Annotated in this window: 9 protein-coding genes; all 9 read right to left on the bottom strand. The window is 42.0% G+C overall.

Annotation, left to right across the window (positions count from 1 at the left end; genetic code table 11):
* Positions 1-63: 63 nt before the first annotated feature.
* On the bottom strand, positions 64-891 hold the full coding sequence (locus J4N25_RS11820; RefSeq protein WP_207422405.1) for a LiaF transmembrane domain-containing protein: 828 nt from the start codon (positions 889-891) through the stop codon (positions 64-66).
* Between the two features lie 124 nt (positions 892-1,015).
* Positions 1,016-1,255 (bottom strand): hypothetical protein, encoded by a 240-nt coding sequence (locus tag J4N25_RS11815; RefSeq protein WP_207422404.1) that lies wholly within the window; start codon positions 1,253-1,255, stop codon positions 1,016-1,018.
* Between the two features lie 332 nt (positions 1,256-1,587).
* On the bottom strand, positions 1,588-3,507 hold the full coding sequence (gene nagB / locus J4N25_RS11810) for a glucosamine-6-phosphate deaminase (protein WP_207422403.1): 1,920 nt from the start codon (positions 3,505-3,507) through the stop codon (positions 1,588-1,590).
* A 28-nt stretch (positions 3,508-3,535) separates the two neighbouring features.
* On the bottom strand, positions 3,536-6,352 hold the full coding sequence (locus tag J4N25_RS11805) for an FAD-binding and (Fe-S)-binding domain-containing protein (RefSeq protein WP_207422402.1): 2,817 nt from the start codon (positions 6,350-6,352) through the stop codon (positions 3,536-3,538).
* A 2-nt stretch (positions 6,353-6,354) separates the two neighbouring features.
* Positions 6,355-7,872 (bottom strand): sodium:solute symporter, encoded by a 1,518-nt coding sequence (locus tag J4N25_RS11800; RefSeq protein ID WP_207422401.1) that lies wholly within the window; start codon positions 7,870-7,872, stop codon positions 6,355-6,357.
* Between the two features lie 11 nt (positions 7,873-7,883).
* On the bottom strand, positions 7,884-8,696 hold the full coding sequence (gene murQ, locus J4N25_RS11795) for an N-acetylmuramic acid 6-phosphate etherase (protein WP_207422481.1): 813 nt from the start codon (positions 8,694-8,696) through the stop codon (positions 7,884-7,886).
* A 38-nt stretch (positions 8,697-8,734) separates the two neighbouring features.
* A complete protein-coding gene (locus tag J4N25_RS11790) occupies positions 8,735-9,883 on the bottom strand; it encodes a serine hydrolase (protein ID WP_242695874.1) in 1,149 nt (382 codons plus the stop codon).
* A 101-nt stretch (positions 9,884-9,984) separates the two neighbouring features.
* Complete coding sequence (locus J4N25_RS11785; RefSeq protein WP_242695873.1) at positions 9,985-12,945, bottom strand: serine hydrolase domain-containing protein; 2,961 nt, start codon at positions 12,943-12,945, stop codon at positions 9,985-9,987.
* A gap of 20 nt (positions 12,946-12,965) precedes the next feature.
* Positions 12,966-14,096, bottom strand: coding sequence for a dipeptide epimerase (locus J4N25_RS11780; protein ID WP_207422400.1), 1,131 nt, complete (start codon positions 14,094-14,096; stop codon positions 12,966-12,968).

The raw sequence follows: 14,096 nt of genomic DNA, 5'->3' as shown, positions 1-14,096 counted from the left end.
CACTTAGGATTCGATTCGAGGAAAAAGGTGAAACTGCCAAGCTAAATAAACTTTTACCGCGTTCTAATAACTTCTTATATCTATGCCTCCAAAAATTGAGGTACCCTTAATGATCAATATCTTCTCCTCGGAGGGCACAGCCCCATGCACTATTGGCCTCTTATCTTCCACTCCCCCAAAAACTGCCACCATTTCAGAAGCAACCTTCCATTGCTGTGGAACTATTATTTTGGTTCCTCCAAATAATTGGGTAACATCCAGTATTGCTGTCCCTTGAATATCGGCCTGAATAAAGTTTAGTTCCACCCCACCCATTATTGTCGTCACATCCCCTTCCTTAAAATTGCGGGATACAATATTCTTCTTCACCCCTCCAAAAACCGCTACGGTATCCAGGTAGTCGTCTGGAGAATAAGTGGTTCGCTCATATTTGTCCTTTATCGGTTCAGCCTCCCCTTCAGTCACTGGCCCCGTTGCGGATCCGTCCTGCTCACCTTCCACAAAAACACGCTTATCCCATTCATCAGTCCGTGAGAACTCCTGACCAAAGCGTTTCCGGAAGTTTTTCCTCTTGCCGAGGATAAGGTATAAGCCCAGCCCCATAATTGCTATGGGAAAAGCAAAATCATGAAAATCTACACCGTCAAATATTTTGTCGAGCAGAAAAACTACACCAATTAATATTACTACGTAAGATCCCGGGTTTTGATAATTATGACGACGGCCACTTAATACGCCAATTAGTATTAAAAACATTGGCCAGCTAATCACCCAATCAGGAATAAAAACTCCCAACTGTTTCGATAGCATTAATAAGCCTACAACAAGAAATATAATTCCTACCCACTTCTTCTTCTTCGATTCCGGACCCTTGTTTTTAATATTGTTCATCTAATATGAATTTTCTTCAAAAGTAATGGCACCGGAAATATACCACAATATTATTTAGGCAGTATAATTAGTTTATTCGGTGAACGAAGGGAATTCGACGGTGAATTTTTCAGAATATATCCTCCTAGACAGGAGTGTAGCTAACGGCCATTAACTTTAAGGTTGTTTCATCTATAGCTTCCGGACTGTGAAACTGGTTCATTACAAGAGAAAGAGGAAATAAAATATGGCCGGTAGAGGTAGTAACTCTCACATTTTTCTCTGTGATTGCGTGGTCCTTGTAATTGCCGATCTTAGGATTATACTCTTCTAACCTGATCAATAGTTCCACTATAGCATATATTGGAACGCTGTTACTCCTCATGCTACAAATAAAGACAGAGGATGTTAAAACTATATTAACTAGTTGTTAAGAATAGATAAAATAGGTGTTACGAAGAAAGCCCCTTACGGGGCTTCGTTTGATACAGCAAAATGAAAAGATGTAGAGGAAGGACTCGAACCTTCTACGACTGCCCAATCAGCTCTCTACGCGTTGCAAATCCAATTGCGGGAGCAAATATATCAGCTCTTATTTAATCTTTTACCGCCTATTAATATCATAACACAAGGTTAAAGTTACTTTAACTGAACAAGAGATAACTTCCCGTAAATCAGGCCCTTAAATGGTATGAGGATTTTACTATTTACCCAAGCTTAATATTTAAACCTTACAAATGCTTCGATTGCTTCATATTCAGCTAATCCAAGCTGATTGTAAGCTCTGGCTGTCTCGCGGGTGCGGTCTTCTGCCCTTACCCAGAATTCCCTTGAATCGTCTCCAGGGAATACGGCTCTGTCTTTTTGCGACTGGTGTTTAAAGATAGCCATACGCTTCCGTTCTACTTCCTGTGGGGAAAGTGGTACTGCCATCTCTATTTCATGGATCTCAAATTCATGCCATGCTCCACGATATAACCACAACCAGCAATCCGAAATCCAATCCTCGGTCGCTTTAAGCCTTTTTAAAGCTTCATGGATAATATTAAAGCAGATCTTGTGGGTGCCATGGGGATCGGCAAAGTCACCGGCAGCATATACCTGATGTGGCTTTACTGCCTTTAAAAGCTCCATTGTTTGAAGGATATCATCTTCGTAACTTACCTTTTTCTGCTTTTTTGCCCTGTCGTAAAAAGGAAGGTCCATGAAATGAATATGATCATCAGGAAGACCTGCATAACGCGCACCGGCAATTGCTTCCCCCTTACGGATCAAACCTTTCACCCGCTGGATCTCTTTCAGATCCTCCTGGTTTGGAGTTTTTTGGTCAAAGAAGCTTGTCATTTCTGCATACAGCCCTTTAAGATCAGCTGTATCCTGTCCTTGCGTTGCTCCAAAATCTATAGCAAATTCTACAAAGCGCAATACATCATCATCCCATACGGCTGTATTTCCTGATGTTTGATAAGCAACATGAACATCGTGACCATGATCTGCCAGGCGAATGAAGGTTCCTCCCATAGAAATTACATCATCATCCGGGTGAGGAGAGAACAACAGCACCCTTTTCTTTGCCGGATCCCTTCTCTCTGGCCGTTGTGAATCATCTGCATTTGGCTTTCCTCCCGGCCAACCTGTAATGGTATGCTGTACTGCATTAAATATCCTGATATTGATATCGTAAACAGGGCCTTGCTCAGTTGCCAGCTGGGCCATACCGTTGTTATTATAATCCTCTTCTGTAAGTTTCAGGATTGGTTTATTTATCGCCTTGGCCAGCCAGATCACCGCTTTCCTGATGTTCTTTTCATCCCAAACCATGTCTTTCACTAACCATGGCGTATTGAAACGGGTCAAATTGGCTGCTGCGTCCTGATCCAAAACGAATTCTACATTGTCGGATAGCTGAAGATAAGTTGCCGGGACATCAGAAGATATTTCCCCTTCTACTGCCTTCCTAATGATCGGGGCTTTCTTTCCGCTCCAGGCCATCAGGATAATTTCTCTTGCTTTGAAAATCGTTCCCACTCCCATGGTGATCGCCTTTACCGGAACGTTTTCCTTTCCTCCAAAATCATGAGCCGCATCACGGCGGGTAAGGTCGTGAAGGGTTACCACACGGGTACCCGAATTAGGTGCAGAACCAGGTTCGTTAAAACCGATGTGACCGGTACGACCGATTCCCAGGATCTGAACATCCAAACCGCCCAGGTCGGAGATCTTTTTTTCGTACCGAAGGCAGAACTCGTTCACTTCCTCGGGACTCAAGGTTCCATTCGGAATATTCACATTGACAGGATCAATATCAATATGGTCAAACAAGTTCTCGTGCATGAACCTTACATAGCTCTGTTCAGCACTTGGCTGCATAGGATAGTATTCGTCGAGATTGAAAGTAATAACGTTCTTAAAGCTAAGACCTTCCTCCTTGTGCAATCGGATCAGCTCGGCATATACCTGCAAAGGTGTTACCCCTGTTGCCAGTCCGAGAATTGCATGTTCAGACTTTTCCTGTTTTACTCTAATAATACTGGCAATCCGGGCTGCTACAGCTTTCGATGCAGTTTCTTTATCAGCAAAAATAGATACAGGTAGTTTTTCAAATCTGGTTTCTTCTAAGAGATTTAATCTCGACATATTTTGATGATTTGTTAATTAAACAGATTTATATACACTCATCCAACAAACACATTATCGACTCGTAATTCTTTCCTACGGCTTCAGACATTGCAATCTCACAAGTCTTTGAGCTCGAATAGTATCCATCAAATTCCTGCTGCTGCACCTCCAGCGCCTCTGGCCTGGTTGCAGCTGCTGTTAGTTCAGGGAATAAAAAGCCCCTGTCTCCAGCCATTCCACAGCATCCTGAATGCATAGGAATCTTTACCTCTTTAGCAAGCTGTGCCGCTATCTTCACAAACTTGCCTTCCAAGCCCATCTTTTGAAGCGAGCAAACCGGATGTAATACAATTTTATCCTTTGTTTTCTTTACGTCGACTTTAGGTAGAAGGTAGTCTAGAACATAATCAATGCTATCAATGATCTTTATGCGATCGTACTTTTGTTTATTCGCCTCAGTCAACACAGAGCTGCAGGTAAGAAGTGTATGAGTGCATGAAGTGATATCAAGTACCACAGGGAACCTCCCCTGCTCAGTCCATCTCCATAACTTTTCTATCGTTTCATTAGCTGTATATTCAAACGCCTTTCCGAATCCTTTCGACGAATAGATCTGACCGCAGCATGTTCCTGAAATATCATCTGGAATCCTAAACTCAACTCCCGCCTTTTCTGAAATACTTATAAAAGTTTCAATGGTACTTTTCTTTTTATCTGCAGAGCCACCCATCACTCGCGAGATACAAGTCGGGAAATACACCACCCCACCTGCAGAAAGCTGCCTTGGCTGCTTCTTTACAATGCTTGGCGAGAGTTTTATCTGGTTTGACCAAAGCGGTACAGCAGGTATAGACTTCTTAAGCCCTTTAGTTAATTTTAGTAAAGACTGATCACCCAGAAGACTGTTTATTCCCAAGCCTCCAGCTACTCCAAGCTTAACGGAATTTTCGACCAGCTTAAAGTTCCTGGCCGTAAATAAGGCAAGAGAATTAGCTGTTTCACTGTGATTTTCTCTGCGGAGGCGCTTAACCAACATTCCGGTATTGATATCAACAGGACAAGCAGTTGCACAAAGTCCATCTACTGCACATGTATCCAGTCCCTCGTACTGATACTGCTGCAATAATTCCTTATACTGTTTTTTATCACCTTGCCTTTTCAGCTTAAGGATAGCTCTTCTTACAACAATCCTGCGGCGAGGCGTTAGGGTTATATCGCGACTAGGACATTTGTGTTCGCAAAACCCACATTCCATGCATTTGTCAACCTCCTCCTCCACCCGAGGTAGATCTTTGAGGTTCTTTATGTGAGCATTCTTATCTGAATTTATGATCACCCCAGGATTAAGAAGGTTTTCAGGATCGATCGCCTCTTTCAAGGTTTTCATGATCTGATAGATTTCCCCTCCCCATTCAGTCTCTACAAACGGAGCCATGTTCCTACCAGTACCATGCTCCGCTTTAAGCGTTCCATGATACTTTTCTACAACCAGGGTCACTACTTCCTTTAAAAAGCTGTCGTAGCGTTCTATTTCAAACTGACTTTCGAATGCCTGGGTAACAACGAAGTGAATATTACCATCCTTAGCATGACCAAAAATGATGGCATTTTCATACTGATGTTTTTTGAACAATACCTGCAGATCCAGAATAGCATCACCCAGCGAGGCAACAGGGAAAGCAACATCCTCCAGAATAACGGTAGTCCCGCTTTTTCGTACAGCTCCAACAGCAGGAAACATACCCTTTCTAACCTTCCATAGAAAGGCTTGCTGCACCGGATCCGTAGTAAATTCGGCAGGATGCAGAAGTGAAATATCAGATCCCAGACTATGAAAACTATTAACCTTAGCCTGCAGTTCCGCATCGGAGTTAGCCTGATACTCTACCAAGAGGGCTGCTGCTGTTTCGGGCAGGAATTTTATAACTGCAGGAACCCCGTCCATATGTTCTATAGAACGCAGAGATGCGCGGTCCATCAACTCAACAGCTTCAGCACCTGAAACAGTTAAAGGCACAATAGCCTGACAAGCTGCGTAAATATCGCTGAAGAAAAGCAGGGAAGTAGACTTAGCCGGATAATCAGGCACCGTTGTCATCACCGCTTCTGCAATAAATCCAAGTGTTCCTTCTGCTCCGATAAGCAAATGCGCAAGGATATCCAGCGGATTCTGATAATCGACAAAAGCATTAACCGAATACCCAACCGTGTTCTTGGTCTTATACTTATTCCGGATCAAATTAAGTAGCGAATCGTCGCCGAGGATCTGTTCCCTAAGTAACAATAAGGTTTTACACAAGTCAGGCAGCTCGGTAATGATCCTTACATAATCTTCCGCGTTTTCGGTTGAATAAGATCTGCCATCCGGCAAAATGAACCTTATGTATTTAGTAGTGTGATAAGAGTTTTTACTTACTCCGCAACACATCCCACTTGCATTATTTGACAAGATCCCACCAATCATTGCAGAGTTAATACTTGCAGGATCAGGACCTATTTTTTTAAAATGCTTTTTTAAATGAGCATTTACCATTGCTCCGGTTATTCCCGGCTGTACCCTTACAGATGCTCCTGATTCCTCAACTAAAATTTTGTTCCAATACTGGCTCAGATCGACCAATATCCCGTCTGTTATGGATTGTCCGGACAAGCTTGTACCTCCTGTCCTGAATGTAAGTGGTATTTTATGTGTTCTAGAAAATTGAAAAAGTGCTTTAACCTCCTCTTCTGAAACCGGTTGAACCACAGCCTTCGGTTGCAAATGATAAAATCCGGCATCAGCGGCGTATGCAACCAGATCTATTAATCTTGTTTTTATCCGTTCAGACGGAAGAATTGTTTCTAACAGTTTACCAGTGTTCATTACTATCTTAGTTCAGGTACTAATCCCGACCTATGCTCCTGTGACTTAAACTGAACTTCTCCTTGTTTATTACTGCTTAACAACAAGAGAAGAAAGGTAATAAGACCATTTATTACTATCAGCTCGAATCCTATTGAGTAGCCTGTAAATGCTAACGAGTTCGAATCAATTATAAAAGACAGAACAGGTGAGATAAGACAGATTAAAGGTACAATCTTATCTTTAACCATCCTGCGAGTTGCCATACCAAAAGCAAATAATCCTAATAATGGCCCATAGGTATAACCTGCAGCTTTGAAAATTGCATTAACAACCGACTCATCATTAATGACCTTGAAGATCATAATAACCAGTAGCATGACAAAAGAAAATGCCAGGTGAACTGTATGTCTGGTCCGAACAAGGTTTTTACTATCCTGGTCAGCCTTCTTATCAAATCCAAGGAAATCAACACAAAAAGATGTTGTTAAAGCTGTCAGTGCAGAATCTGTAGTGGCAAAGGTAGCTGCTGTTAAGCCGAGCATGAAAATTATCGCGGGAAGGGTACTAAGATGATTTAAAGCAATTTCCGGATATAGATGATCCGGAGTATTAAGACCAGCAACCGAAATACTATTTGCAGCAGCAAACTCATATAACAAGGCGCCCACACTTAAAAAGAAGATATTAATAATTACAAAAACAGCAGTAAAGGTGAGCATATTTTTTTGCGCTTCACCTATATTCTTGCAGCTCAGGTTCTTTTGCATCAAATCCTGGTCGAGGCCCGTCATGGCAACTGTAACAAATATTCCTCCCAAAAACTGCTTTAAAAAATGATTCTTGCTTTCAAGGATATTATCCCAGTGGAAAATAGTTGAATAACTGCTGTTCTTTACAGTTTCAATAGTCTGCCCAATATTCAGGTTAAGACTGTCGGAGATGAACCATATCGAAAGCATTACAGCAGTAAGAAGAAATACAGTTTGAAGCGTATCCGTAATAATGATCGTTTTCAAACCTCCCTTGAAGGTGTAAGACCAGATCAGGATCAGGCAAATGCTTATGGTAACCCAAAAAGGAACGTTCCAGGCATCAAAAATAAATTTTTGAAGCACGATAGCTACCAGGTACAGCCTGAAAGCAGAGCCAATAACCCTTGAAATAAGGAATATGGCTGCGCCTGTTTTATAGCTCCAGTATCCCAGTCGCTGCTCTAAATAAGTATAGATAGAGATCAGGTTCATCTGGTAATAGAGTGGCAGTAATACAGTAGCTATTAAAATAAAGCCCACAGCGTTCCCAAGTACAAATTGAAAGTAGCCAAACTCGCTCTTGGCAACAGCCCCAGGAACGGAAATGAAAGTGACACCAGATAGTGCGGTACCGATCATACCAAAAGCAACAAAGTACCATTTGGAATTCCGGTTAGCGATAAAAAAGCTGGAGTTATCTGAAGCACCCCTGGAAGTAAGATAAGATATCCCAATAAGCACACTGAAGTAGGCTATTAAAAATAAAAGAAGGGTAATGGGAGACATAATTATTCCTTTTATGAGGCCTGATAAATGCTATTGATCGCTTTACGTACACTTCCCAGTTGTTCCAGAAGAGTGGTAGCTGTTTGCTGATCTGTTCCGGTTTCCTTCATGATCATTTTCACTCCACGATGGAAAAGCTTGTTATTTGTGAGTTGCATATCCACCATTTTGTTCCCTTTTACTCTCCCTAACTGAATCATCACCGTGGTTGAAAGCATATTTAAAACCAGCTTTTGAGCCGTGCCCGACTTCATTCGTGTGGATCCAGAGAGAAACTCCGGACCAACAACAACCTCTACAGGAAATCTTGCTTCGGCAGCAACGGGACTTCCCGAATTACAAACGATGCATCCCGTTATAATACCTTTTTCATTAGCTTTTCTTAAGCCACCAATGACATAGGGCGTAGTTCCTGATGCTGCAATACCTACTACCGCATCTTTCTCATTTATATCAAATGCTTCCAGGTCTTTCCATGCCTGCTCCATATCGTCTTCTGCAAACTCAACAGCTTTACGGATAGCCCCATCACCACCGGCAATAATTCCCACCACCCAATCAAATGGAACACCGAAAGTTGGAGGACATTCTGAAGCATCAACTACCCCCAGCCTTCCACTGGTTCCGGCACCTATATAGAACAAACGTCCGCCATCCTTCATCTTTTCTGATACAGCTACGGCTAGTTTTTCTATTTGGGGAATAGCTCTCTTAACTGCTTGTGGTACAGTTTGATCTTCCCTGTTAATATTCTCAAGGATCTCCGTCACACTCATCTTATCCAGATCTTTATAGATTGAGTCTTTCTCTGTAGTAATCTCCATTTGATTTAAGTCTTTATTTTCCATACTGCCCATTCATTTTATTCCCCGAAAGAGAAATCGGGTTTGTGTTTTCTTTTACGTTGTAATTCGTGTTTATATATAATCTCGCCGACTTCATGGAAGAACGGATATCCCACCTCTTCGTAATCGTACTTGTCATCGTTCAGAATATCATCCTTATTCGCATAGATAACGGCTGTGAGCATAAACTCTACTTTGTTCTCCATATCCGCGATGTAACAGTTATCTGTAAGGAACCCGTACGACCATCCTGCTTTATTAAAGATCCTTAGGTTAGAAGGAACCGGTCGCTTGCAATCCCTGTACATAAAGAACCTGGCATAGCTATCAAAAAACTCTTTTCCATCATACTTCGGATAAATACTTTGAGAAGGCAATTGCGACATGCAGGTGTAGAGGAACTTGTAATCTTCTTCACTTAAATTAAAATCCTTCTTACTTGTCGAACCCGGAAACATGAGCGACTGCAGCATTTGCTGCTGATCCTCGAGGGGGAAGCGATTATGCCGGGTGAAATCCATTGGTTCATTTACCAGCTCTTTCCCCTTCACATACCCTTTCCCGACTTTTGCCTCCTTGCTAAAGTCGAACGCGATTTGATTAAATTGAGCTCCCTGATCATAGACCAATTTATTGTCTTTAAAAAATCGAATAGGATTGGTGTGACGGTTCTGATCCTCTCTCAATGGTATAAAGCGTTTTACTATGCGCATGTCTTTATATCCCTTTTCCCACAAGGTCTCGTTTAAATATTGCTGACCATTAAACTCGTACAAACGGTTGTAAGCATCATTATCACTTACCAAAAAGATCTTCTTGATGTAATGCGCAATTGAGGGAAGCTGACTTGCAGAACTTGAATCTTTAAAAACAGGTGTTTGGCCGCTGTACGCACTATCTGTTAGCATAACAGAATACTTATTCAGTCCGTTAATCTTCAGCGTATTAATTTTTTCAAGCGCAGCCAGCACTGTCGGCAACTTTACGGTAGATGCCGGGTAGAAATATCTCTCCCTGTCAGTATTGTAATGGTAATATTTGAATGAGGGCTTATTATGCTTGTCCCTGTTTATCTCAGTATAAATGATCTGATACTGGTACTGCTCCGGGCTGTTAAGGATGCTATTTAATAAAGGAGAAGCCTCTTCTCTTAAAATTCTCTCCATATCAAAAGCACTTTTTTTCTGTGCGGATACCGAAAAAACAGCCATCCCTATTACAAAACCAGTAAATATCTTTTTAAATAAAAGTGCCGGCATCCCTCGCTTCATTGATTCTTATTCAATAGTGACTGATAGATCAATTCGTGAATTTTCCCCCGGACACTCATGCTTAAGAGCTTATTATTTTCCCCATCCGGGCAAACCCGGTTAGACAGGAAAATATAGAGAAGATCATATTTAGGATCGGCCCATACGCCAATTCCGGTGAAGCCGGTGTGACCGTAGGTTTGAGGGGATGCGCTCCAACAAGGATAAGCTGTTTTAGGATCCTTATTATCCTTCTCAGGCTTATCAAAACCAAGTCCCCTTCTGCTGATTTCACTATGGTAGCCTGTAAAATAATCTATAGTTTCCTTCTTCAAAAGCTTTATCCCATTTAATTCGCCTCCATTTAAAAGAAGTGTGTATAGTTTAGCCAAGTCGCTAGCATTACTGAACAAACCGGCGTGGCCCGCTACCCCACCAAACATGGCAGCGCCTGGATCGTGCACGTCGCCTCTTAACTGCTGAAGACGGAAATACTTTTCGTTTTCTGTAGGAGCGATCTGATTCAGAGGAAAATGTTCCAATGGCTTGAATGTAGTGGTATACATTCCCAATGGAAGATAAAAAGCATTTCTTGTGTACTGATCTAGATCCTTCCCTGTGATCTGTTCTACAATCTTCCCCAGGAAAATAAAATCATTATCACTATATACATACTTATTTGCAGGGCCCAACTTGCTACTTAAGATCTTATTATACATACTGTCAATGCGAGCAGCTGGCATATACATATTATCGGCAACCCTCACCGAATAGACCTTATCCCTCGTACTACTGTAAGCTCCAGCTTTGGGCTTTCCAGATTTCTCTAAAGTTTCCCTGTAAAAAGGGATGAACGACACCAAGCCCGCTTGATGTAATAGGATGTCCCTTATTTTTAGATTGGCCTTGTCTGATCCTTTGGTCCAGGACAAATAATCTCCCAGCGTCTTATTCAAATCAAGTTTGCCCTCCTCGTAAAGCTTCATTACACTTAATGTTGTTGCCGAGATCTTGGTAACAGAAGCGAGATCGTAGATAGTTTCTGAGCTAACAGCTTCCTTTCTATCGGTATTCATAGTACCATAAGCTCTTTCAAAAGCAATCTTTCCCTTTCTGGCCACCAGAACAACGGCACCCGGAGTTGCGCCTTTAGCAATTGCATCCAGTGCTACTGAATCAATCCTACCTAACATTTTGCTGCTCAGACCAACTGTCTCAGGACTTACTACCTTCAGCTTTCGCGAATCCATTCCTGATCCGTAAGGCAAATCCGCAGAGACCGTTACTGGTAATTTACCTTTAGCGGCAATTTTCCCCTTTAAAAACCTCACTGCAGCTTCCTGCATCAATGCATCATCCTCATAGCAGGCAATGATATTTTTCGCTGAATTAAAGTTCTTTATAGCATAAGGATTCCCAAATACGAAATTGATTGTGTTAGCATTTTCGCCTAAGCGACGCAGAAACTCAATGGCTGTTGCACTAATACCAAAATTATTTGCTGGATATTTTTTGTAGTTATGCAGTCCGGTAATAATAACATCGTATTTCCCCTGCAAACTTTGCTGGATTGTTTCAAGCCTACCTGCATCAGCAGCATAATCGAAATAATAGCAATCAGTCTTATATTCCTCCTTAAGCATCCTGCCAAATTGATTTTCAGCAGAGATGCCAATTCCAACATAAGCTATACGTTTTGAGGTACTTAACGAAAGGAGAGCCTCATCTGAAGCCTTAAGCAGAGTTATTGCATTCTCATAAACCTCCCTCTTAAGGCTGCTTACATCTTTGTTGAGATCAGCGGCGATATTTACTGTGTCAATTGGATTGAAGGAGTTCGCCCCAAGATTAAACTTGGCATAAAGAACGCGTTCTACTTTTTCATTTAGATCATCCCAGGAAAGCTTATCCTTTCTTATCGCTTTACGGACTTTCTTAATACTTCCCTTCACATCTCCAGGAAGGCAAAGCATGTCATTTCCGGCGATGATTGATTGTACAGCGGCTTCACCTTGCGGGTAAAATTTAGCCACACCTTTCATCTCTAAAGCGTCAGTAAAAGTAAGCCCTTTATATCCCAGCTGGTTCCTTAAGAGACCTGTCACATTTTTCCTTGAAAGAGAGGTTGCCTGATTTTCAGTCGCATCTATTGAAGGAATATACAAGTGAGCTACCATCATACTCCCTACTCCAGCTTTTACCATCTCCCTAAATGGGTATAGCTCAAGAGAATCAAGGGCCGGCACCGACTTATTTATTACAGGAAGATCGAGATGGGAGTCAACAGCAACATCGCCATGACCTGGGAAATGTTTCGCACAAGCCATCACTCCCCCATCCTGCATGCCTTTCATTATCTGCACGCCAAATCCAGCGACTTTATATTTATCCTCCCCGAGTGAACGAAAGTTTATCACCGGATTCAGCGGATTATTATTAATATCAACTACCGGAGCATAATCAACATGAATTCCTGCTCGCTTACATTGCTCGGCAATTGCTCTCCCGACTTTATATGCAATTACTGCATCTGGTACTGCACCAATTGTTAATTGATCCGGAAAAGGTTTCACATCTCCAAATCGCATCCCGAGCCCTGTTTCGCCATCGATGCAAACCAGGAGTGGATTTTTAGCTTTAGCCTGTAATTTATTCAGGACTAATGCCTGCTGAGGAGAGTTTCCCTGAAATAGGCAAACAGAACCTATATTGTATTTTTTTAAATATTGAAGTACCTCCTTATCATAAAACACCACCTCTTTCCCCTTCCTTTCAGACAGGCGAATGACCATCAATTGTGCAATCCTTTCCCTTTTAGAAAGCTTCCTCAGCTCCTGTTTTACCCAGGCATCAGCATCAGGAGATCTCTGTAAAAACTCCTGAGCTTGTGCCGTTACCATTGGGCTAATGAAAAGTGAGAATAGAAGAATCTGAGCGATTTTCCTTCTGTTTATGATATTTGTGTTAAAGAAATTCATGTAAGCTGTCTTATTATAGATCAGATTTTTTTAATCCCAATTCCGGGTAGTTTACTTAATGTCACCTTTCCATTAATTACCTCTGTTCCGCGATAAACGTCATTACTGATCAATAAGGCACCATCAAGATCAGCCCAGTCAACCATTGGAGACAATTGAGATGCAGCAGATATTGCACAAGACGTTTCCGTCATACAACCCATCATGATCTTCATACCGAGTGCTCTTCCTAGAGTTAGCATTTTATGAGCTTCGCGCATTCCGGTGCATTTCATTAATTTGATATTAATTCCACTATACACCTTATGAGCTTTCAATACGTCGTCCAGCCTCTGGACGGACTCGTCGCCTATAGTAGGAATAGGACTATGTTCAGTCAACCAGGCATTATCATCAACTTGTTCCTTGGGCATCGCCTGCTCAATGAAAACTACACCCCTTTCATGGAGCCAATTAGCCATATCCAGGGCAAAAGAGCGGTCCTTCCAACCTTGGTTTACATCAACACATAAGGGCTTGTCGGTCACCTGCCGGATAGTCTCAATCATCATCTTGTCGGTGTCTCTCCCTAACTTAACTTTCAAGATTTTATACGGCTCGGCTTCCTTCACCTTCTGCCGTACCACATCAGCAGTATCAATACCAATGGTATAGGACGTTACAGGAGTTATTGAGGAGTCGTATCCCCAGATCTTATACCAGGGCTGTTTTATCAGTTTGCCCACAAGATCGTGAAGGGCAATATCAATGGATGCTTTCGCTGCCCGGTTCCCTGGTTCTATATGATCTACATAATCCAGGATATTTTCCATTTGGAAAGGATCATCAAATTTAGAGAGATCAAGTTTTGACAGGAACCTTGAAACTGTTTCGTGGGATTCGCCGAGGTAAGGAGGCATTGATGCTTCCCCATAACCAATAGTCCCCTCGTACTCCAATTCAGTAAGCACTACAGGAGTTGTCGTGCGGGAGCTGGTTGCGAGATTAAATGCATGTTTTAAATTTAGTGTATAGGGTCTGAAACGCAGTTTCAGCCTTCCGTTTCCACTCATCTTTTGCTTCTCTGCTGCGTAAAGAGCTTCCGGATCTGCAAGTAAAGATGTCCCCATTAATAGTCCTGTATTTTTTATAAAATCTCTTCTGGTACTCAT

Source organism: Desertivirga brevis (assembly GCF_017355835.1).
Note: the sequence above shows the minus strand (reverse complement) of the source record. Positions and strands in the feature narration are given on the sequence as shown.